Source organism: Pseudokineococcus sp. 1T1Z-3 (assembly GCF_037482365.1).
In the GTDB taxonomy this organism is placed as follows: Bacteria; Actinomycetota; Actinomycetes; order Actinomycetales; family Quadrisphaeraceae; genus Pseudokineococcus.
Map to the genome: position 1 here is coordinate 77,777 of NZ_JBBHZF010000019.1, position 21,122 is coordinate 98,898.

Annotated in this window: 16 protein-coding genes; 9 read left to right on the forward strand and 7 right to left on the reverse strand. The window is 77.2% G+C overall.

Features of this window, described 5'->3' with window-relative positions; all coding sequences use genetic code 11:
• Window positions 1-70 precede the first annotated feature (70 nt).
• Complete coding sequence (gene secA / locus WDV86_RS06900) at window positions 71-2,791, forward strand: preprotein translocase subunit SecA (protein WP_339566889.1); 2,721 nt, start codon at window positions 71-73, stop codon at window positions 2,789-2,791.
• A gap of 2 nt (window positions 2,792-2,793) precedes the next feature.
• Here the strand turns inward: secA and WDV86_RS06905 are convergent, their stop codons facing one another.
• The gene (locus WDV86_RS06905) at window positions 2,794-3,339 is read right to left on the reverse strand and encodes an Rv3235 family protein (RefSeq protein WP_339566869.1); all 546 of its coding nucleotides are present in this window, start codon (window positions 3,337-3,339) and stop codon (window positions 2,794-2,796) included.
• A gap of 377 nt (window positions 3,340-3,716) precedes the next feature.
• A complete protein-coding gene (locus WDV86_RS06910; protein WP_339566870.1) occupies window positions 3,717-4,589 on the reverse strand; it encodes a LysM peptidoglycan-binding domain-containing protein in 873 nt (290 codons plus the stop codon).
• Window positions 4,590-4,933: 344 nt separating this feature from the next.
• On the opposite strand from WDV86_RS06910, the gene WDV86_RS06915 reads away from it, so the two are divergent.
• Entirely contained in the window at window positions 4,934-5,587 is a 654-nt protein-coding gene (locus tag WDV86_RS06915; protein ID WP_339566871.1) for a hypothetical protein, read from the forward strand.
• Between the two features lie 13 nt (window positions 5,588-5,600).
• Here WDV86_RS06915 and WDV86_RS06920 read toward each other — a convergent pair whose 3' ends face one another.
• The gene (locus WDV86_RS06920; protein WP_339566872.1) at window positions 5,601-5,864 is read right to left on the reverse strand and encodes a helix-turn-helix domain-containing protein; all 264 of its coding nucleotides are present in this window, start codon (window positions 5,862-5,864) and stop codon (window positions 5,601-5,603) included.
• A 217-nt stretch (window positions 5,865-6,081) separates the two neighbouring features.
• Between WDV86_RS06920 and WDV86_RS06925 the strand changes: the two genes are divergently transcribed.
• From WDV86_RS06925 to WDV86_RS06940, 4 genes are all read left to right on the forward strand, one after another.
• Window positions 6,082-6,921: a hypothetical protein gene (locus WDV86_RS06925; RefSeq protein ID WP_339566873.1), complete on the forward strand. Its 840-nt coding sequence runs from the start codon at window positions 6,082-6,084 to the stop codon at window positions 6,919-6,921.
• Complete coding sequence (locus WDV86_RS06930; RefSeq protein ID WP_339566874.1) at window positions 6,914-8,386, forward strand: AAA family ATPase; 1,473 nt, start codon at window positions 6,914-6,916, stop codon at window positions 8,384-8,386. The genes WDV86_RS06925 and WDV86_RS06930 overlap by 8 nt, the downstream gene beginning before the upstream one ends.
• Before the next feature lie 204 nt (window positions 8,387-8,590).
• Window positions 8,591-10,129, forward strand: coding sequence for a wax ester/triacylglycerol synthase domain-containing protein (locus WDV86_RS06935; protein WP_339566875.1), 1,539 nt, complete (start codon window positions 8,591-8,593; stop codon window positions 10,127-10,129).
• Window positions 10,130-10,133: 4 nt separating this feature from the next.
• Window positions 10,134-10,637, forward strand: coding sequence for a DUF6912 family protein (locus WDV86_RS06940; RefSeq protein ID WP_339566876.1), 504 nt, complete (start codon window positions 10,134-10,136; stop codon window positions 10,635-10,637).
• A 97-nt stretch (window positions 10,638-10,734) separates the two neighbouring features.
• Here WDV86_RS06940 and WDV86_RS06945 read toward each other — a convergent pair whose 3' ends face one another.
• Window positions 10,735-11,241: a DUF2505 domain-containing protein gene (locus WDV86_RS06945; RefSeq protein ID WP_339566877.1), complete on the reverse strand. Its 507-nt coding sequence runs from the start codon at window positions 11,239-11,241 to the stop codon at window positions 10,735-10,737.
• Between the two features lie 141 nt (window positions 11,242-11,382).
• Between WDV86_RS06945 and WDV86_RS06950 the strand changes: the two genes are divergently transcribed.
• Window positions 11,383-16,479: an NAD-glutamate dehydrogenase gene (locus tag WDV86_RS06950; RefSeq protein ID WP_339566878.1), complete on the forward strand. Its 5,097-nt coding sequence runs from the start codon at window positions 11,383-11,385 to the stop codon at window positions 16,477-16,479.
• Window positions 16,480-16,529: 50 nt separating this feature from the next.
• Entirely contained in the window at window positions 16,530-18,014 is a 1,485-nt protein-coding gene (locus WDV86_RS06955) for a sensor histidine kinase (protein WP_339566890.1), read from the forward strand.
• A 235-nt stretch (window positions 18,015-18,249) separates the two neighbouring features.
• Here the strand turns inward: WDV86_RS06955 and WDV86_RS06960 are convergent, their stop codons facing one another.
• Complete coding sequence (locus WDV86_RS06960; protein WP_339566879.1) at window positions 18,250-18,498, reverse strand: WhiB family transcriptional regulator; 249 nt, start codon at window positions 18,496-18,498, stop codon at window positions 18,250-18,252.
• 333 nt (window positions 18,499-18,831) lie between these two features.
• On the opposite strand from WDV86_RS06960, the gene WDV86_RS06965 reads away from it, so the two are divergent.
• On the forward strand, window positions 18,832-19,290 hold the full coding sequence (locus WDV86_RS06965) for a hypothetical protein (RefSeq protein WP_339566880.1): 459 nt from the start codon (window positions 18,832-18,834) through the stop codon (window positions 19,288-19,290).
• Between the two features lie 99 nt (window positions 19,291-19,389).
• Here the strand turns inward: WDV86_RS06965 and WDV86_RS06970 are convergent, their stop codons facing one another.
• Complete coding sequence (locus WDV86_RS06970) at window positions 19,390-20,388, reverse strand: SigB/SigF/SigG family RNA polymerase sigma factor (protein ID WP_339566881.1); 999 nt, start codon at window positions 20,386-20,388, stop codon at window positions 19,390-19,392.
• Window positions 20,385-20,801 carry an ATP-binding protein gene (locus WDV86_RS06975; protein ID WP_445262972.1) on the reverse strand — a complete coding sequence of 139 codons (417 nt, stop codon included), beginning with the start codon at window positions 20,799-20,801 and terminating at the stop codon, window positions 20,385-20,387. Before WDV86_RS06975 ends, WDV86_RS06970 begins: the two co-directional genes overlap by 4 nt.
• Window positions 20,802-21,122 lie beyond the last annotated feature (321 nt).

The window sequence follows — 21,122 nt, forward strand, 5'->3', positions numbered from 1 at the left end:
CTGGCGACGACGGGCCGGACGAGACGGGCGTGGAGATGGGTCCACGCCGAGAGGGAGCGCGCACGTGGGGATGCTCGAGAAGCTGCTGAGGGCCGGCGAGGGCCGTGCCCTGCGCAAGCTGGAGGCCGTCGCCGAGCAGGTGAACGCGCTCGAGGAGGACTTCGAGAAGCTCACCGACGCCGAGATCCGCGAGGAGACCGACCGGTTCCGCGAGCGTCTCGCCGAGGGCGAGGACATCGACCACCTGCTGCCCGAGGCCTTCGCCAACTGCCGCGAGGCGGCACGCCGCAGCATCGGCAAGCGGCACTTCGACGTCCAGGTCATGGGCGGGGCGGCCCTGCACCAGGGCAACATCGCCGAGATGAAGACCGGCGAGGGCAAGACCCTCGTCGCGACGCTGCCGGCCTACCTCAACGCGCTCACCGGCGAGGGCGTCCACGTCATCACGGTCAACGACTTCCTCGCCTCCTACCAGAGCGAGCTCATGGGCCGGGTGTTCCGCTTCCTCGGCGTCACCACGGGCTGCATCACCGACGGCATGCGCCCCGAGCAGCGCCGCGCGCAGTACGCCTGCGACATCACCTACGGCACGAACACCCAGTTCGGCTTCGACTACCTGCGCGACAACATGGCGTGGCAGGCCAGCGAGCGGGTCCAGCGCGGGCACGCCTTCGCCGTCGTCGACGAGGTGGACTCCATCCTCATCGACGAGGCCCGCACGCCGCTCATCATCTCCGGCCCTGCGCAGGGCGACGCGACGCGCTGGTACGCCGAGTTCGCCAAGGTCGCCCGCACGCTGAGCATCGACGTCGACTACGAGGTGGACGAGAAGAAGCGCACCGTCGGCGTCCTGGAGAGCGGGATCGAGAAGGTCGAGGACCGCCTCGGGATCGACAACCTCTACGACTCGGTCAACACGCCCTACGTCGGGTACCTCAACAACGCGGTGAAGGCCAAGGAGCTCTTCCGCCGCGACAAGGACTACGTCGTCACCGACGGCGAGGTGCTGATCGTCGACGAGCACACCGGGCGCATCCTCTCCGGCCGCCGCTACAGCGAGGGCATGCACCAGGCCATCGAGGCCAAGGAGGGCGTCGAGGTCAAGGCCGAGAACCAGACGCTCGCGACGATCACGCTGCAGAACTACTTCCGCCTCTACGACAAGCTCTCGGGGATGACGGGGACGGCGACCACCGAGGCCGCCGAGTTCCAGGGCACCTACAAGCTCGGGGTCATCCCGATCCGCACGAATCAGACGATGCAGCGCGTCGACGGCTCCGACCTCGTGTTCAAGAGCGAGGAGGGCAAGCTCGCCGCCGTCGTGGAGGACATCGCCGAGCGGCACGAGAAGGGCCAGCCGGTGCTGGTCGGGACGACGTCGGTGAGCAAGAGCGAGCGGCTGTCGGCCCAGCTGGCCAAGAGGGGCGTCAAGCACGAGGTGCTCAACGCCAAGAACCACGCCCGGGAGGCCTCGATCGTCGCGATGGCCGGGCGCAGGGGCGCCGTGACGGTCGCGACGAACATGGCCGGGCGCGGCACCGACATCATGCTCGGCGGCAACGCCGAGTTCATGGCCGTCGCCCAGATGCGGGAGAAGGGCCTGGACCCGGCCGAGCAGGCCGAGCAGTACGAGGCGCTGTGGCCCGAGGTCCTCGCCGAGGCGGAGGCCGCCGTCGCCACCGGGCACGACGAGGTCGCCGAGCTGGGCGGCCTCTACGTCCTCGGCACCGAGCGGCACGAGTCCCGCCGCATCGACAACCAGCTGAGGGGGCGCTCGGGCCGCCAGGGCGACCCGGGGGAGTCGCGCTTCTACCTCTCCCTGCGCGACGACCTCATGCGGCTGTTCAACTCCGGCGCGGCCGAGTCCCTCATGGCCCGGACGGGCTTCCCCGAGGACATGCCGCTGGAGTCGAAGGTCGTCACGAGGGCCATCGCCAGCGCGCAGGGCCAGGTGGAGTCCCGCAACTTCGAGATCCGCAAGAACGTCCTCAAGTACGACGACGTCCTCAACCGCCAGCGGCAGGTCATCTACGCCGAGCGGCGCCGCGTCCTGGAGGGGGAGGACCTGCACGAGCAGGTCACCCACTTCCGCGACGACGTCGTCTCGGGCTACATCACCGCGGCGACGGCCGACGGCTTCGCCGAGGACTGGGACCTCGACCAGCTCCTCACCGCGCTCGGGACCCTCTACCCGATCAGCCTGTCGGTGGACGACCTCGAGGAGCAGGCGGGCGGCCGGCAGCACATCACCCGCGAGAGCCTGCTGGAGGAGGTGCTCTCCGACGCCCGCCTGGCCTACGAGCGGCGGGAGGAGCAGCTCGGCGAGGAGGCGATGCGCCAGCTGGAGCGCCGCGTCGTCCTCTCGGTGCTCGACCGCAAGTGGCGCGAGCACCTCTACGAGATGGACTACCTGCAGGAGGGCATCTCGCTGCGCTCCATGGCCCAGCGGGACCCCCTCGTGGAGTACCAGCGCGAGGGCTACCAGCTCTTCGTCGCGATGATGGACGCCATCAAGGAGGAGTCGGTCGGCTTCCTCTACAACCTCGAGGTGCAGGTGGCGCCGCCCGCGCCGGCGTCCGACCCCTCGCTCAGCGCCGGGCTGGCCGCCGCGGCGCCCCAGCTGAGGGCGCGGGGGCTCGACCAGCCGCAGACGCCGCAGCGCCTGGCCTACAGCGCCGGGTCGGTGGACACCGAGGACGGCGTCGAGCGGCAGGTCGAGAACGCCGACGGCACCAAGCCCTCCGGCGAGGGCAACCGGGCCCAGCGGCGGGCGGCGCGCCGGCAGGGCTGACCTCACCCCACCTCGACGGCGGTGGCGCGCCAGCGCCGGTCCCACCCCTCCAGGCGCAGGGCGACGGCGCGCACCCGGTCGCCGTCGGCCACGACGGCGCTCGCCTCGACGACGCCGTCGCCCGGGCGGCACACGCGGACCCGGCGGACGTGCGCGGGCCGGCCCTGCCGCACCGGGACGGCACCAGGGCGGCACCGCGGGGGCCCCGGCCGCAGGCGCGCGGCCAGCCCGGCCCGCCGCTGCAGCTCGGCGTGCACCTCCAGCGTCGTCCAGCGCACGAGCTGGGCCGCGGGCCGGTGCCCCGACAGCACCTCGACGACGGCGCCGGCGAGCGCGCCGCAGACGCCGGCCGGGTCCGGGAGCTCGTCGTCACCGCTCTCCCGGGGCGCCACCTCTGGCTCGGCGTCCAGCGGCGGCCACCCCCGTGGGCGCACCGGGACGCCGGCGCCGGGCAGGTGAAGCACCTGCTGCCCGGGGTGGTGCCCCCCGTGCTGCCCCCCGTGGTGCCCCCCGTGGTGCCCGGTCCGGCCGGGCCCGGCCGACGACATCTCCTCCGGCCGCAGGCCGGGGGGGAGGCGGCCGGGCACCGGCAGCAGCCGGGCGCGCGACGGCACCGACGGGCCGGCGTGGCGGGGGGCGCGCGGGGACGGCGTGCTGACCGTCTGCGCTGTCCCGGTCGTGCTGGCCCCAGTCGCGCTGACGTCGGTCGTGCTGGTCCTGGACGTGCGGGTCCCGGTCGTCGCGGACCTGGTCGCCGCGGACCGGGTCGTCGGCACGGTCGGGGGCGTCTTCGCCGGGGGCCGGGCTGGTGTCCTGGGAGCCGGTGCCTCTCGGCTGTGGACCCCGCCGCGCCTGTCGTCGCACGCCTGGCCTGCGCCTGGGCCCGCCGTGCGGGGGCTCGCCGGAGCGGCGGTGGTGGTCGCGCTCACCGGGTCACCTGCGAGGTGGGGACGAGGAGCACCTGTCCTGGCCGCAGGAGGTCGGGGTCGTCACCGATGACGTGCCTGTTGGTCTCGTACCAGGCGGGCCACGCGGCGGCGACCTCCGCGTCGTCGGCGCCCGGCGGCAGGGCCCGGGCCGCGATGTCCCAGAGGGTGTCGCCCCGGACGACGACGACCTGACGGCCGCCCTCGGCGGCGTCCGCCCGGGGTGCCGGCACGACCAGCGCCTCGGCCTCGGCCGTCGCGGCGTCGCGCAGCGGCGGGGGTGACGGTGGTCGCCAGGCGACGTCCGGGACCGCGACCGTCGTCGTCCCCGCGGAGGCGAGGTCGGTGCCGCTGCTTGAGGCGGGCTCGGCGGTGGGCGCAGCGGGAGCGGGGCCGCCGGTGACGGTGAGGCCCTCGGGTGTCGTCCGCGTCGTCACCGGGAGGTCGGTGGGGACGGCGCTCTCGCCGTGCTGCTCCACCTGGGTGGCTGCCGGGGGTACCGTCGCGGCCGACGCCGGACCGGCGGCGACCAGCGGCGCGGCGCCCAGGGCGGCCACGAGGACGCCGCGGAGCACGGCGGGCAGCAGCCGCGCCCCCAGGTGCTGGAGCAGCACGCCGGTGGCCGAGGCCGCCGGCGCGAGCCGCCCGAGCGCCACGAGGAGCCCGCCGAGCGCCCACGCCGCCGCCAGCAGCCCACCGGCCGCGGCGGCCCCGGCGGCGACGGCGTCGTCGAGGCGCCCGGTGGGTGCGGCCGCCGCGACGAGGCTGCCGGCGGCGACGTGCAGCAGGAGGACGCCGACCGCGCCCAGCGCCAGCGCGGCTGCGGCGACCAGCACCGGCAGCAGCGCCCCTCGGTCGCTGCCGGACCGCACCGGGCGGACCGGGTCTGCCCCCGTGCCCGGGCGCCGGGAGGAGCGCGCGTCGCAGGTCTGACCGCCCGGTGCCGGTGCGCTCGCAGGGTGTGCCGTCCGGGTCGGCTGCCGCCGACGGCGCGGGGGCACGCCCCCGTCGCACGGGTGCTGCGGCTCACGCCCCAGGACGTACCTGGCGGGTCCGGCGGCGGTGCGGGCGGGGCGAGCAGGGCAGCAGCGGCGGCTGCGGTGGTGCGGGGAGCTGCGAGGTCGAGGCACGGCGGCACTCCTCGGTCGTCGCCCTGAGGCGGTCTGGTGTCGACGAGGCATGTGTAGAGCATCAGGGGCGCGATGACCAACGTTTGATGTCGTTTGCTGTCGAAGAGCACTCGATGGTGGCGTGCGACGCGGGTGAGTACCGTGCCCGGGTGCGGTGGGAGCGGCTCTTCGCGGATCTCGAGGCCCAGCTGGAGGCCGAGGCCGAGGCCGCGCTGCGCTCGGAGGTCGCCGACCGCACGCGGGCCGAGCAGGCCGACGTCTGGCTCGCCGACCGCGTGCGCGCGCACGTGGGCGCGCCGCTCGTGCTGCACCTGCAGGGGGGCGGTGTCGTCGTCGGTCGGGTCGAGGACGTCGGTCCCGACTGGGTCGTCCTGCTCGAGCAGGCGGCCGCGGGCCGCTCGCAGGCCCTCGTCCCGCTCGGGGTCGTCTCCTCCGTCGGGGGCCTGACGCGCCGCGTGGCCCTGCCCGCCGGTCAGGTGCTGCGCCGGCTGTCGCTGCGCACGGCGCTGCGAGCCCTCGCCCGCGACCGTGCGCCGGTCCGCCTCGACGTGGCCGGTGCCTCCTACGGCGCGGGGGCCGCCGGGCCGGCGTCGGGCGAGCTCGCGGGGACCCTCGACCGGGTCGCCGCCGACCACGTCGACCTGGCGCTCCACCCACCGGGTGAGCCCCGCCGGGCGGGCGCAGTCCTGGAGGTGCGGGCCGTCCCGCTCGCGGCGCTGCGCGTCGTCCGCAGCTCGTGAGCGAGCGGCCGGCTCAGCCCGGCCCCGCGCGCAGGCCGTCGCCGCCGGCCTCGACCTCCGGCGCGGCCTCGAGCCCGCCGCGGTCCACGAGGGCGCGGGTCTGGGAGTACATCCGCTGGATGTAGTCCTCCAGCTCGCTCGTCTCGACGCGCCACTGCCCGCGACCGCCGACCTTGATGGCGGGCAGCTCCCCCGAGCGCACGAGGGCGTAGGCCTGGGCGGAGGAGATGGCCAGGATCTCCGCGACGTCCGCGAGCGGCAGGAAGCGAGCGGGCACGTCCCCTCCCTCGGGTCGTCGGTGGCCGGCGGCTCCGGGCCTCGCCGGGGCGGAGTGTGGCACGCGTCCGGTGGATCTCGCGGCCCGGTCGGGTGACCCTGTGGACAACTCGACGGCGGCGTCCGCCGGCGCTGGCAGCATCGGCGGAGCGTCGCCAGGAGGGCGGCGCCCCGTGACGGCCCGGCCGTCGCGGGCGCCCACCAGAGCAGGGGGTCCCGTGGCGGTGACCGACCGGAGCACGGCGGCGCAGGGGGGCGCGCCGCTGCGCGGCGGGGCTCGTGCCCGACGCGTCGCCGTCCCCTCGTGGCGCGACCCCCGCCTGGCGGTCGGCGTCCTCCTCGTCCTCGCGGCCGTCGTCGCCGGGGCCAGGGTCGTCGCGGCCGCCGACCAGACCGTGCCCGTCTACGCCGCCGCGCAGGCGCTGACGCCGGGTGAGCCCGTCGGCGCCGACGACCTGGCCGTCGTCCGGGTCCGGGTGGAGGGCGGGGCCGGGGCCGGGGCGTACGTCGCCGCGGACGCCGCGCCCGCCGACGGCCTCGTCGCGCTGCGCACCGTCGGCGCCGGCGAGCTCGTCCCGGCGGTGGCGCTCGGGTCCGCCGACGAGGTCGGCGTCCGGCCGGTGGGCGTCCCTGTCACGGGTGCGCTGCCGAGCGCCCTCGTGCCCGGCGCGCTGGTCGACGTGTGGGTCACCGAGGTCGACCCCACGCAGCCGGGTGCCCGGCTGGACCCGCGGCGCGTCGTCGTCTCCGCGCCCGTCGCCGAGGTCGAGGCCGACGGCGGCGGCCTGGGGAGCATGGCGACGACGACCGTGCAGGTGCTCGTGGGCTCGGGCGACCTGCCCGACGTCCTGGCCGCGCTGGCCGCCGACGCGCGGGTGGCGCTCGTCCTCACCCCCGGCGGCGAGCCGCCGGTGCCGCCGTCGGCGCCGACCGCGGCCGAGGGCGGCACAGCCGACGGCACCGCCGCAGCCGACGCGCCGGCCGACGGCTCGCCGGCCGACGACACGCCGGCCGACGGCGGGATACCGGCGGAGGAGGAGGGGCAGGCGGGTGGCTGAGACGGGGGTCCTCGTCGCGGTCACGGGCGCCTGGGAGGCGCCGCTGGTCGCCGCGCTGGAGGGGTCGCGCTCGCTGGTGGTCCTGCGTCGCTGCGCCGACCTCGCCGAGCTGCTCGCCGCCGCGTCGACGGGGCGCGCGGCCGCGGCCCTCGTGTCGGCCGACACCTACCGCCTCGACCGCGCCGCCGTGGCCCAGCTGGAGGCCGCGGGAGTCGCCGTCGTCGGCCTGGCCGCCCCGGCGGCGCTGCGGGAGCAGGAGCCCAGGCTCCGTGCGCTCGGCGTCGCCGCGCTCGCGCCGGCCGACGCGCCGGTCGGCCGGCTGGAGCAGCTCGTGGCCGAGGCGGTCGACGCGCGGACCGCCGCCGCGGCCGCCTCGGTGGTCGACGGCGTCCGTCGCGCCGAGGACGGCGGCACCCCCGACGAGCCGGGCCCCGGTGGCCGCCGGCCCGCCACGGGCCTGGCCGACCCGGCGGCCGCGCTGGCGGCCCCCGGCCACCGCGTCGCGGCGGATGACCTCCTCGGCGACGGGCCCGGGAGCCTGGAGCACTCGCTGCTGGCGCCCCGGCCGTCACCCGGCGAGGGCCCTCCGGGCCGGCTCGTCGCCGTCTGGGGCCCGCCCGGTGCACCGGGGCGGACCACCGTCGCGTCCGGGCTCGCCGCCGAGCTCGCCGCGGCCGGCCAGCAGGTGCTGCTCGTCGACGCCGACACCCACGCCGCGAGCCTGGCGCAGGTGCTCGGGGTGCTCGACGAGGCGCCAGGACTGGCCGCCGCCTGCCGGGCCGCCGGCTCAGGGGCCCTCGACGTCCGCGCCCTGCGGCGCCTGGCCGTCGAGGTCTGCCCACGGTTGCGGCTGCTCTCGGGCATCTCACGGGCGAGCCGCTGGCCGGAGGTCTCGCCCGCCACGCTGGAGACGGTCTGGGACGTCGCCCGGGCCGACGCCGCCTGGGTGGTCGTCGACCTCGCCGCGCCGCTGGAGTCCGACGAGGAGCTCAGCTACGACACGGCGGCGCCGCGCCGCAACGGCGCCGCCCTCCTGACGCTCGAGGCCGCCGACGAGGTCGTCGTCGTCGGGGCGGCCGACGCCATCGGGCTGCAGCGCCTCGTCCGGGGGCTCGCCGAGCTCGCCGAGGCCGTCCCCGCGGCGTCCCGCCCGCGTGTCGTGGTCACCCGTGCCCGGACCTCTAGCGTCGGCTCCCCGCCCGAGCGGCGGGTCCGGGACGCGCTCGCGCGCTTCGCCGGCTCGCGCGAGGTCGTCGTCGTGCCCGACGACCGTCCGGCGCTCGACGCCGCCCTGCTGGCCGGCCGCACGCTCGTCGAGGCGGCGCCCCGCTCGCCGGCGCGCGCCGCGCTGCGCGACCTGGCCGCGACGCTGGTGTCCGCCTCGGGCGCCTCGGCCGCCTCGGTCGCGGCGCCGACCCGCCGCCGCGGCGCTCTCACCCGCGCTCTCCGCCGCCGCACCGGCTAGCGGCGCCTCTGGGCGTCCTGGCGTCCCCGAGGTCCCGCACCTTCACCAGACCTCTGGGTGCCCGGCCCCCGGCAACTGCGCGTCGCCGGCGCGACGGGCCGGTCGTCGGTCGTCGGCCCGGCCGGGGGTCGGGCCGGCTCGGGGTCAGGCAGGCTGGTGGCCTGCGCGGTGACAGCCCTGTCGGCCGCCGTGAGGAGGAGCCAGGTGCCCGATCGCCTCAGCCCGCTGGACGCCTCCTTCCTCTACCTGGAGGAACGGTCGACGGTCATGCACGTCGGCTCGGTGATGGTCCTGGAGCCGCCGCCCGAGGGCTTCGACGTCGAGGCGCTCGCCCGCTCGGTCGGCGCGCGCGTCGCCTACATCCCGCGCTACCGCCAGCGGGTGCGCACCGTGCCCGGGCACCTCGCGAACCCCGTGTGGGTCGACGACGAGCGCTTCGACCTCGACTTCCACGTGCGCCGGACCGCCCTGCCACGGCCCGGGACGCGCGAGCAGCTCACCGAGCTCGTCGCCCGCGTGCAGCCCCGGCGCCTGGACCGCACCCGGCCGCTGTGGGAGGTGTACCTCGTCGAGGGGCTGGAGGGCGGGGGTCTCGCGATCATCACCAAGACCCACCAGGCGATGGTCGACGGCGTCGCCGCCGTCGACCTCGGCCACGTGCTCTGGGACGACGCGCCCTCGGCCGGACCGCCGCCCGGCACGACGTGGCGGCCCGCGCCCGAGCCCTCGCTCGTCGAGCTCGTCACCGGCGCCGTCGTCGACGCCGTCCGCCGCCCGCCGCTGGTCCTCGACACCGTGCGGGCGGGAGCGGGGGACCTGCGCGCCCTCGCCCGGCGCGCAGCCGGCACCGCGACGGGTCTGGTCCGCGCCGCCTCCAACGCCACGGGGCCGCAGGGCGGCCCGCTGGACGTCGAGGTCGGCGAGCAGCGCCGCTTCGCCGTCGTCGACACGGCCCTGGAGGACTACCGCGCCGTGCGCCGCGCCCTCGACGCCGCCCCGCGCCGCCGCGAGCCCCGGCCTCACGGCCGCCGCGGCGAGGAGGGGGCGCGCACCCCCGACGCGCGGCTCGCCCCCGACCGGCGTCCCGCCCGCCCGGACCTGCACGACGTCGTCCTCGCCGTCCTCGCCGGGGCGCTGCGCGGCTGGATGCTCGCTCGGGGCCTGGACGTGGCGCCGTCGGCGGTCGTGCGCACCCTCGTGCCGGTCAGCGTCGCGGCCGACGGCGGCGAGGCGCAGGTGGGCGTGTCGTCCTGGCGCGACGGGCTGCCGCCCGACACCGAGGTCGTGGGCCGGCTGGTCGACCTGCCCGTCGGCGAGCCCGACCCCGTCGTGCGGCTGCAGCGCGTGGCCTTCGCGGTCCGCTCGCGGTCCGAGGGGCGCAGGGTGGGCGCCCGCGACCTCGCCGGGCTCGCCGGCTTCGCCCCGCCCACGCTGCACTCCCTCGGCGTGCGCGTCGCCGGCTCGCTCACCCACCGGGTCTTCAACCTCGTCGTCACCGACGTCCCCGGGCCCCAGCACCCGCTGTACGTCGGGCCTGTGCGCCTGCTCGCCTCCTACCCGGTGATCCCGCTCGCCGCCGGGCAGGGCCTGGCCGTCGGCGTCAACAGCTACGACGGTGCCGTCACCTTCGGCCTCAACGCCGACCGCGACGGGGTGCCGGACCTCGACGTCCTCGCCGAGTGCGTCACCGAGGCCCTCGCCGAGCTCGTGGACGTCACCGCCGCGGCGGGAACGGCAGGATGAGCCGGTGCGCGTCTACGTCCCGGCCACCCTGCCGCTGCTCGCCGCCTGGACCGCCGCGGGAGAGCTGCCCGCCGGAGCCGCACGGGCGGTGACACCGGCCCTGCGGGAGTGGTACTCCGGCGGTGACGACGAGGAGCTGGAGTTCTCGGTGCTGCTGGAGGCCGCCACCGACGCCCTCGGGCTGCTGGCGGGCGACCCGGGAGCGCCGCGACGCCGGCTCGTGCTCGCCGCCGACGTCCCCGACGGCACGGCCACCGCCCTCGGGGGGCCTCTCGACGAGGAGCCCCCGAGCCTCGTCGCCCTGGCCCCGCCCGTCCCGCTGCGCGCCGTCGTCAGCGCCCACTGCGACGAGCCCGAGGCCGCCGCCGCCGTCGCCGCCGCGGCCGACGCCCTGCCCGCCGCCCTCGCCGGGGACGAGGACGCCCGCTTCGTCGTCGACGAGGCGGAGGAGCACGACCTGCTCTGGTACGACGCCTCGGAGCTGGCTGCGCTCGCCGGTCAGGGCTGACGGCGGCGGCCGTCGGTCCCACGGCACCGACCACCGCGGGGCGCCGGGGCGCACCTGGCCCGCGACCCTCGGTCCCGACGGGCACGGCCCCCGGGCCTCACCCGGCCCGCTCGGCCAGCCACTGCCGCCCGACGCGCTCCTCGCTGCGGATGGCCGAGCGCACGAGCGGCTCGGCGGCCTTCTCCAGGGCGCCGCCGACGAGCGGGACGGAGGCCTTGAGGTCGCCCTCCATCGTCTCGACGGACGAGCCGTCCGGCTGCGCGTCCAGCCGCAGGCTCGCGCGCAGCGCGACGGGGGCTCCGGGCACCTCGATCGTCATGGTGCCCGTGCGGGAGCCGTCGGCGGCGGGCTCGGACCAGACGTCGGTCTGCTCCAGCACCAGCGTGTCGCCGACGAAGCGGCGCGCGACGGCCGGGGCGCCGTCGGTCGGCATCGCCCGCGAGCTGCGGACGACGAAGGCCCCGTCGGCCGAGCCCTCGACGCTGCTGGAGTGCTCCAGGGCGTGCGTCGCGGCGTCCCGGGCGTCGACGAAGGCGGTGTCGGCGAGCATCGCCGCGACGGCGTCGGCGCTGGCGGGGTAGCGGACCTCGGCGTGCACGCGCATGGGCCGGACGCTACCCGCGCCTGGCGCTGGCCCGCCGGCCCCCGTCCCCGGCCGGCACGTGCGCCCGGGCCCGGGCCCGGGTGCCCCGACACGAGCGACCGACGCCGGGGGCCCGGCGGGGCGCCTCGGTAGGGTCGCGCCATGCTGCGGGGCGGGGTGGACGGGCGGGTGGCCGAGCTCCTCGACCGGGTGGTCGCCGAGGTCGCCGCCGGGCCGGCCGCCGGCCCGACCTCCGGCCCGACCTCCGACGGCAGCGGGCGGCCCGCAGAGCTCGAGGTCGCGCCCGGCGAGCGTCGCCCGCTCGCCGAGCTGCTGCGCGAGTACTGGGGCCGCTCCCCGCTCGTCGAGCTCGCCGACCGGTCCCCTGAGCAGCTGGCCGCCGCCGTGCGCAGCCACGCCGAGCTCGCCAGCTCGCGCGCGCCGGGGACGACGGCGCTGCGGGTGCTGCCCGGCGGCGCGGGCTGGCGGGGCCTCGAGACCGTCGTCGAGGTCGTCGCCGACGACGTCCCCCACCTCGTCGGGTCGGTGCTCGCCGAGCTCGACCGCCAGCACCTGGGCTACTCCACCCTGGTGCACCCCGTGCTGCGGCCGGCGGACGGCGGCACCCCCACGTCATGGATCCACGTCGAGGTCGAGGGCGTCGAGCCCGCCGAGGCGCAGGAGCTGGAGCGGGACCTGCGCCACGTCGTCGCCGAGGTCCACGCGGCCGCGGCGGGGACGCCGCGGGTGCTGGAGCTGCTGGCCCGGGCCGCCGACGCGATGCCGGCGGGCGAGGCGGGCGAGGAGGCGGCCGCCTACCTGCGCTGGCTGGCCGAGGAGAACCTGGTCGTGCTCGGCGCCCGGGTGGTCCCCGCCGGCTCGCCAGCCGGGGGAGCCGCCGGGGCAGGGCCGGGCGCCGAGTCCGTGGGCCTGCTCGCCCCTGGCGCCCCGCGCCTCGCCGGGGAGCCGCCGCTGGACTCCCTGCCCGCCGAGCTCGCAGCGCCCCTGCGGGCCGAGGAGCTGCTGCGCCTGGCCGTCGGGGACGTCCGCTCGCCCGTCGCCGGTCGCACCTTCGTCGACCACGTCGTCGCGGCGCTGCACGACGCCGACGGCGTCCGGGTTGGTGACCTGCGCGTCGTCGGTGTCTACAGCCCGGCGTCCGCGCGGGCGTCGGTGCTCGCGGTGCCCCTCGTCGAGCGGAAGGTCCGCGAGGTCCTCGCCCTGGCCGAGGCCCCCGCCGACAGCCACACCGGCCGGGACCTGCTGGCCCTGCTGGAGACCTTCCCCCGGGCCGAGCTGCGCCTCGGCGCCACCTCGGGCCTCGCCTCGACGGCGCTCGCCGTCCTCGGCCTGCAGAGCAGCCGTGGCCCCAGCGCCTTCCTGCGGACCGACCCCTGGGGCCGCTACGTCTCCGTGCTCGTCTACGTGCCTCGCGACCGCTACACCACGGCCGTCCGCCTGCGCGTCGCCGAGCTCCTGCGCCGGCTCTTCGAGGCCCGCAGCGTCGAGCACGACGTGTGGGTCTCCGCCGCTCCGCTCTCGCGCATCCACTTCGTCGTCCGCGCCCCGACCGGCGGCGGGCTGGCCGAGGTCGAGCCCTCCCGCCTGGTGGACGAGCTGTCGCGGGTCGTGCGGACCTGGGAGGACGACCTCGTCGTCGCCCTCTCCGACCGGCTGGGCACCGAGGAGGCCGCGCACCGCCTGCGCCGCTGGGCCGGGGCCTTCCCCGAGGCGTACAAGGAGGACTTCACCGCCGCCGACGCCGTCGCCGACCTGGCCCGGCTGGCCCGCGTCGAGGCCGGTGAGGCCGACACGGTCCTGCACCTGCGCACCCCTCCAGGCGCCGGCCCCGGCGAGCACCGCCTCTCGCTGCTGCGGCGCGCGCCGCTGCCGCTGACGAGCGTCCTGCCCGTCCTCGCCAACCTGGGCGTCGAGGTCGTCGACGAGCGCCCCTACCGGCTGGAGCCCGGCGGCCGCACCCGCCGGCAGACCGATCGCGCCGGCCGGGGCGTGCCCGCCGCGACACCTCGGGGCACGGTGGGTGCCGACGGCCCGGCCGACGCCGCCACGCCCGCGACGGCCGGGCCCCTCGACGAGGCCTTCCTCCTGGACTTCGGCCTGCGGTACACGCCGGGGGCGTGGGAGGCCGGGGCGCCGCCGGGCACCGCCGAGCAGCTGCTCGAGGACGCCTTCTGGCAGGCCTGGCGCGGGCGCACCGAGTCCGACGGCCTCGACCGGCTGGTCCTGGCCGCCGGGCTGACCTGGCGCGAGGTCCGGGTGCTGCGCGGCTACGTCAAGTACCTGCGCCAGGCGGGGCTGCCCTTCAGCCAGACCTACGTCGAGCGGACCCTGCTGGCGCACACCGACCTCGTCGCCGACCTGCTGGGCCTCTTCGCCGCCCGGTTCGACCCCGACGCCACCGCGGCCGAGCCCGGGGAGCAGGAGCTGGCCGACCTCGGCGTCGACGTCGAGGCCCTGCCCGCCGACGTCAGCCCCGCGCGGGCGGCGCACGCGGCCCGGCTGGAGGCGCGCGTGCGCGAGCGCCTCGGGGAGGTCGAGGGCCTGGACGCCGACCGCACGCTGCGCGCCCTGGTCTCCCTCGTGGTGGCGACGACCCGCACGAACGCCTGGCGGGAGGACGTGCGTGGGGACGTGCTGGCCCTCAAGCTCGACCCCCGCCGCGTCGCCGAGCTGCCCGAGCCCCGGCCGGTGCACGAGATCTGGGTGTGCTCCCCGCGGGTGGAGGGCGTGCACCTGCGCTTCGGCGACGTCGCCCGCGGCGGGCTGCGCTGGAGCGACCGGCGCGAGGACTTCCGCACCGAGGTGCTGGGGCTCGTGCGCGCCCAGGTCGTCAAGAACGCCGTCATCGTCCCCACCGGCGCCAAGGGCGGCTTCGTCACCAAGCAGCTGCTGGCGTCCTCGACGACCGGGGCACCGGCCCCGGCGGTCTCCCGCGAGGAGCGCGCCGAGGAGGGCCGGGAGTGCTACGCGGCCTTCGTCTCGGCGATGCTCGACGTCACCGACGACCTGGCGCCCGGCGAGGGCGGGCAGCGCGCCGTCGTCCCGCCGCCGCGCGTCGTGCGCCACGACGGCGACGACCCCTACCTCGTCGTCGCGGCCGACAAGGGGACGGCGACCTTCTCCGACCTCGCCAACTCGGTCGCCGCCGACCACGGCTTCTGGCTCGGCGACGCCTTCGCCTCGGGCGGCTCGGTCGGCTACGACCACAAGGCCATGGGCATCACCGCGCGCGGGGCCTGGGTCAGCGTGCGGCGCCACTTCGCCGAGCTGGGCCGCGACGTGCAGTCCGATCCCTTCACCTGCGTCGGCGTCGGCGACATGAGCGGCGACGTCTTCGGCAACGGCATGCTCCTGTCGACGCGCACGCGCCTGGTGGCCGCCTTCGACCACCGGCACGTCTTCCTCGACCCCGACCCCGACCCGGACGTCTCCTGGGCCGAGCGGGCCAGGGTCTTCGCGCTGCCCCGCTCGTCCTGGGACGACTACGACCGGTCCCTGCTGTCCCCGGGCGGCGCCGTGGTCCCGAGGACGGCCAAGTCGGTGGCCATCAGCCCGCAGGTGCGCGCCGCCCTCGGCCTGCCGGGCTCGACGACGTCGCTGACCCCGCCCGAGCTCGTGCGCGCCGTCCTGCAGGCCCCCGTCGACCTGCTCTGGAACGGCGGCATCGGCACCTACGTCAAGGCCTCCACCGAGAGCCACGCCGACGCCGGCGACAAGGCCAACGACGCCGTGCGGGTCAACGGCGCCGACCTGCGCTGCCTCGTCGTCGGCGAGGGCGGCAACCTCGGGCTCACCCAGCGCGGGCGGGTCGAGGCTGCGCTGCACGGCGTGGCGCTGAACACCGACGCCGTCGACAACTCCGCCGGCGTGGACTGCTCCGACCACGAGGTGAACATCAAGGTGCTGCTCGACCAGGTCGTCGCGACCGGCGACCTGGGGCGGGAGGAGCGCGACGACCTGCTCCTGTCGATGACCGAGGACGTCGGCCGGCTCGTCCTGACCGACAACGACGAGCAGAACTCCGTGCTGGGGGACGTCCGCGCCATGGCCCCGGGTCTGCTGCCGGTCCACCACCGGCTCGTCCAGGCGCTGGAGCGGGACGGCCACCTCGACCGGGCGCTGGAGGCGGTCCCCGACGACGCGGGCTTCGCCGCCCGCGCCGAGGACGGCCTTGGCCTGACGACGCCGGAGGCCAGCGTCCTGCTCGCCCTCGCCAAGACGACGTTGTCGGCCGACCTGCTGGCCTCCGGGGTGCCCGACGAGCCCTGGGCCCAGGGCGTGCTGCGCCACTACTTCCCGGCTCCCGTCGTCGAGCGCTTCGGCGACCGGCTGGAGGAGCACCCGCTGCGGCGCCAGGTCGTGACGACGTGCCTGGTCAACGACGTCGTCAACCGCGGCGGCATCACCTTCGCCTTCCGCTCCACCGAGGAGACCGGCGCCAGCCCGGCCGCGGTCGTGCGGGCCTACGTCGTGACCCGCGACGTCTTCGACACGCGGGGGGTGCACGCCGCCGTCCGGGCCCTCGACGGCCAGGTGCCGACGGCGGCCCAGTCCCGCGCCACGCAGGAGCTGCGACGGCTCCTCGACCGCGGGGTGCGCTGGTACGTCCACCACCGCAGCGGGACCCTCGACGTCGCCGCCGAGGTCGAGGCCGCGGCGCCGGTGCTGGCGCCCTTCCGCGGCGCCATGGCCGACCTCGTGCGCGGCGGGGAGCTGGCCCGGCTGGAGAAGGTCGCCGCCGGCTACGTCGCGGACGGCTTCCCCGAGCCGCTCGCCCGTCACGTCGCGGGGCTGCTGCACGAGTACGTCCTGCTCGACGTCGCCGAGACCGCAGCCGGGCTGGGGGTGCCGGTGGGGCACGTCGCGCACGTCCACGCGGCCCTGTCCGAGCGCTACGGCGTCGACGACCTGCTGGAGCTCATCACCGCCCTGCCGCGCACCGACCGCTGGCAGACCCTCGCCCGCGGGGCCGTTCGCGACGACCTCTACGCCGCGCTCGACGCGCTCGTGCGGGCCACCCTCGTGCACGAGCGGGAGCAGGGCCCGCCGGTGCCCGCCGACGGCGCCCGCGAGCGCGCGGACGCGGCGGTCGCGGCCTGGGAGGCTGCGCACGAGGCGCCGCTCGCGCAGGCGCGCCGGGTTCTCGACGAGGTCCGACGCCTCGAGCGGGGCGACCTCGCACCCCTGTCGGTGGCCTTGCGGCTGCTGCGCGGGGCGGTGCGCTCGAGCCCCTCCTGAGCCGCGCACGGCGCCCGTCGGCGGCGCCGTAGGGTCGCGGCGTGCCCACCATGAGCGACCTGCTGCGGCGCGACACCGACCTCGGGCCGGCGGACGCCGAGTGGCTGCGGCTGCTCGTGGGGGACTGGCAGATGATCTCCGACCTGGCCTTCGCCGACCTCGTGCTCTGGGTGCCGGCGGAGGGCGGGCAGGACTGGGTGGCGGTGGGCCACTGCCGGCCGTCGACGGGCCCGACGGCGTACTACGACGACCAGGTCGGCCGCCGGGTCCCCCGGGGCCGGCGCCCGCTCGTCGACGAGGCCTGGGCCACGCGGGAGGTCTGCACCGAGGGCGACCCCGAGCACGACGAGGACTCCGCCGTCCGCACGACGACGGCCCCCGTCATGCGGGCGGGCCACCGCGTGGGGGTGCTCTCGCGGCACACCACGGCGGTGTCGCTGCGGATGCCGAGCCGGCTGGAGCTCACGTACATGGCGTGCGCCGACGTCCTCATGGGCATGGTGGCCCAGGGCCGCTTCCCCTCCCAGGACACCCCCAGCACCCACCGGCGCGGGTCGCCCCGCGTCGGCGACGGGCTGGTGCGGCTGGACGCCGACGGCGTCGTCCTCTACGCGAGCCCCAACGCCCAGGCCGTCTTCCACCGGCTCGGGCTCATCGGGCAGCTCGCCGGCCGCTCGCTGCCGGAGGTGACGAGCGAGCTGGTCGACACGAGCGGTCCTGTCGACGAGTCGCTGCCGATCGTCCTGCTCGGGAAGGCGCCGTGGCGGGCGGACGTGGAGACCCGCGGCGCGTCGATCTCGCTGCGGGCCGTCCCTCTCGTCGAGGGCGGGGTCCGCACGGGCGGTCTCGTCCTGTGCCGCGACGTCACCGAGCTGCGGGGCCGTGAGCTGGAGCTCATCTCCAAGGACGCGACGATCCGCGAGATCCACCACCGGGTGAAGAACAACCTCCAGACCGTCTCGGCCCTCTTGCGGCTGCAGTCACGACGGATCGAGTCCCCCGACGCGCGGGCCGCGCTCGGCGAGGCGATGCGCCGGGTGTCCACCATCGCCCTCGTCCACGACACGCTGTCCCAGACCTACGACGCCTCGGTGGACTTCGACGCCCTCGTCGACACGGGCCTGCTCCTGGCCGCCGAGGTCGCGACCTCCTCGACGCGGGCGCGCGCACGTCGCACGGGCTCCTTCGGGCTCGTCGCCCCCCACGACGCCACGCCCCTGGCGCTGGTCATCACCGAGCTCGTCACCAACGCCGTCGAGCACGGGCTGGCCGACCAGGACGGCACGGTGGAGCTGCGGGCCGAGCGCGACGGCAGCACGTTGCGGCTCTCGGTGCTCGACGACGGGTGCGGCCTCCCGGCGGACTTCGCCGTGGGCGGCCGCAGGCCGGGGGGCGGCGGGCTCGGCAGCCGGATCGTGCAGACGCTCGTGCGCGGCGAGCTGCGCGGCGACATCCGCTGGGAGCGGCGCGAGCCCGGCCCCGGGACGAGGGTCGACGTCCGGGCGCGGCTGGGCGAGGTGGCGGCCGGGCGGTGACGCCCGCCGCCGGTCCGCGTCGCGTCCGGGCGTCCGGTGCTGCTGCCCGAGCTGCTGCCCGGCTCCTGCTCTGCGGCGCAGGGCCCCAGGCTCGGACCTCGGACGTAGCAGAGCCCCCGATCGCGTGGGTCGGGGGCTCTGGCGGTCCGGATGCTCTGGCGGCTCGGATGCTGAGGCGGTCCGAGCGCTGAGGCGGGTCGCTGCCTGGCCGCGGAGGGCGGGCGACGCGCCGGGCTCAGCTGGCGCGGCGGGCGCGGGCGACGCGGCGCTTGAGCGCGCGGCGCTCGTCCTCGGACATGCCGCCCCAGACGCCGGCGTCCTGACCGTTGTCGATGGCCCACTGCAGGCACGTCTCCATGACGGGGCAGCGCTTGCAGATGGCCTTGGCCTCCTCGATCTGCAGGAGGGCAGGGCCGGTGTTGCCGATGGGGAAGAAGAGCTCGGGGTCCTCGTCGAGGCAGGCGGAGCGGTCGCGCCAGTCCATGGGTGTGTCCTCCGGTCGGTGGTGCGTGGTCTCGGGGCGGGCGGCTCACGTCGATGACGACGTGCTGCACGAGCTGTGCCGAACCAGCTGTGCCCGCGAAAAAGGGCGCCGCCGAAGCGGAGCCCCCTGTCTTGCGACGAGGATCACAGAGCGACGGCCCGTCATCAAGGGTTAACGCGCTGGGAACTTCCTGCGTGTCGCCCCGAGGTAGGTGCAGCCGGCCCCTGCTCGACCCGCAGGCGCGAGCGGACCCTCTGACGTGGAGTCTGGATGCTCGTGATAACTAGTGCCACCCGAGAGGTGTTCCCCCCGCGTGTGGCTAGCGTGCCGCACGTGGACGAGGAGCAGACCGACGAGCGCCCGGACGCCGGACCGGTGGGGCTGGCCTCGCCGGTGGTCTGCGTCGTCGTGACCGGGCTCGCCGTCGAGGTGCTGCTGCTGCTGGCGACGGCGGCGCTCTACCTGCTGGAGACCGGGCTGGGCGCGGCGACGTCCGCGGGCCTGGCGGTCGGCACGGCCGTGCTGGCCCTGGCGCTGGCGGCCCTCCTCGGCGGGTCGGCGCTGGGGATGGCTCGGGGTCGTCGCCGTGGCCGGGTGCCGACCCTCGTCTGGCAGGTGCTCCAGGTGCTCGTGGCCCTGCAGGTCGTCCTGGTCGAGCAGGTGGGGACCCTGACGTGGTGGGTCGCGGCGGCCCTGGCCGGCCTGGGCGCCCTCCTGGCGGTCGCCCTCCTGGCCGGTGCGACGACGAAGGCCCTGCCCTACGTGGCGGGCGAGGACGTCCGGCTGCTGTAGGTGGTAGGCGTCGCAGCCGTGCGGACGGCTGACGTCGGCCCACCCTCTCGGCCCACCCTCTCGGCCCACCCTCTCGGCCCTGGCCCGCCGGCCTCGGCGTCACTCCGCCAGCTGGGCCCTCAGGTCGTTGAGCGTGCGGGCCAGCAGCCGCGAGACGTGCATCTGGGAGAGCCCCACCTCTGCCGCGATCTCCGCCTGCGACAGCCCGCGGACGAAGCGCAGGGCGATGATCCGCCGCTCGCGCGCGGGGAGGGCGTCGAGGAGCGGACGCAGCAGCACCCGGTCCTCGACGTCGGCCAGGCCGGTGTCCTCGGCGACGAGCCGGGAGGTGCCCGGTTCCTCCTCCAGCGGGACGGTCGTGTAGGCGCCGGCCGACTCCAGGGCGGCGACGACGAGCTCGGCGTCCAGCCCCGTGGCGGTGGCGACCTCGGTGACCGTGGGGGAGCGGCCGAGCGACTGCGTGAGCGTGGCGCGGGCGTCGGCGACCGTGCGTCCGTGCTCCTGCAGCCGGCGGGGCACCCGCACGGCCCACCCACGGTCGCGGAAGTGGCGGCGGATCTCCCCGAGCACGTGCGGGACGGCGAAGGCGCCGAGCGGGACCCCCCGGGCCGGGTCGAAGCGGTCGACGGCCGACAGCAGGCCGATGGTGCCCACCTGGACGAGGTCGTCGAAGGGCTCTCCTCGGCCGGTGTAGCGACGGGCGAGCCTCTCGACGAGAGGGAGGTGCTCGGCGACGACCCGGTCGCGTGCCGCCGGACGCCGGGGGTCGTCCCCGGCGAGGCCGACGAGGGTGCGCACCGCGTCGTCGACAGGGGCGGGCGCGGCGGCGGACCGAGCGGGCCGCGCCGGTGCAGAGGGCTGCCGGCCGGACTCGCGGGGCGTCGGGAGCAGGCTGACGGCGGGGCCGGGGGGAAGGCCCGCCGCCTCCTCGATCGGCGGCGGAGGAGCGGGCGCGGGCACCCGGTGCGTCGCCCCCGCGACCGGCGCCCGCTCGCACCCGGGGTCGCGCACGGCGCCGGCGTCGCCGGCGCGGCGGCCGGTGGCACTCCCGGGCGGGGCCGGGGCGCCGTCGCGCCGCTCCCGCCGGAGCGGGCTCATGCCGCCTCGTCCGGCAGGTCGTGCACCAGGCGCACGGCCGAGCCGTGCGGCACCGGCAGGACCTCGACCTGCCCCACGAGCGCCTCCAGCACGGCCCAGGCGACCTCGCCCGACGCCGGCAGCGACGTCGCGGGGCCGCTCACGACCGCCGTCAGCCGTGCCGGCGTGAGGTCGAAGACGGCTTCCAGGTGCGCGGGGCCCGGGTCCGCGCCCGGCCGCCCGTCCCCGAGCACCAGGGCGGCGGCCTCGTCGACGGCGATGCGCAGGTCCTCGACCTCGTCCAGGGTGAGGTCCAGCCGGGCCGCGAGCGAGGCGGCCGTCGTCCTCAGCACGGACAAGAAGGCGGGGTCGGCGGGCAGCCGCAGGGCGACGGTGCCGGTGGGCCGGGGGCTCGGCGGCACCGGGGCGGTCACCGAGGACGTCGCAGGTGGGAGGGGATCGGAGCCGCACGCATCGGGCGCCGTGCTCGGGTCTGGGCCAGACGACGTCGACAGGTCCACCGACGGCACCATCGGGCGCGCCCGGTGCACGTCGTGCTCGGCACGCGCCACGGCCCCTCACCCTCGTCCTCGTCGTCCTGCCGGGGTGGGCCCACCCCGGCACGTCGTCGCGTGGCCCATCATCCACGGCCCGGGGCCGACCGGCCAGGTCCCGCGCGGTCTTCTCGCCCCTCTCTCTCGGTCTCTCGGCGCGGCGTGCCGTCCGGCTGCCGGCGCCGGGGCTGGGTCGGGGCG

Excerpts from the sequence above, each read along its gene's own strand:
- secA (WP_339566889.1), top strand. The coding sequence starts at position 71 with ATGCTCGAGAAGCTGCTGAGGGCCGGCGAGGGCCGTGCCCTGCGCAAG.
- WDV86_RS06905 (WP_339566869.1), bottom strand. The coding sequence starts at position 3,339 with ATGTCGTCGGCCGGGCCCGGCCGGACCGGGCACCACGGGGGGCACCAC.
- WDV86_RS06915 (WP_339566871.1), top strand. The coding sequence starts at position 4,934 with ATGTCGTTTGCTGTCGAAGAGCACTCGATGGTGGCGTGCGACGCGGGT.
- WDV86_RS06945 (WP_339566877.1), bottom strand. The coding sequence starts at position 11,241 with ATGCGCGTGCACGCCGAGGTCCGCTACCCCGCCAGCGCCGACGCCGTC.
- WDV86_RS06950 (WP_339566878.1), top strand. The coding sequence starts at position 11,383 with ATGCTGCGGGGCGGGGTGGACGGGCGGGTGGCCGAGCTCCTCGACCGG.
- WDV86_RS06955 (WP_339566890.1), top strand. The coding sequence starts at position 16,530 with ATGAGCGACCTGCTGCGGCGCGACACCGACCTCGGGCCGGCGGACGCC.
- WDV86_RS06960 (WP_339566879.1), bottom strand. The coding sequence starts at position 18,498 with ATGGACTGGCGCGACCGCTCCGCCTGCCTCGACGAGGACCCCGAGCTC.
- WDV86_RS06970 (WP_339566881.1), bottom strand. The coding sequence starts at position 20,388 with ATGAGCCCGCTCCGGCGGGAGCGGCGCGACGGCGCCCCGGCCCCGCCC.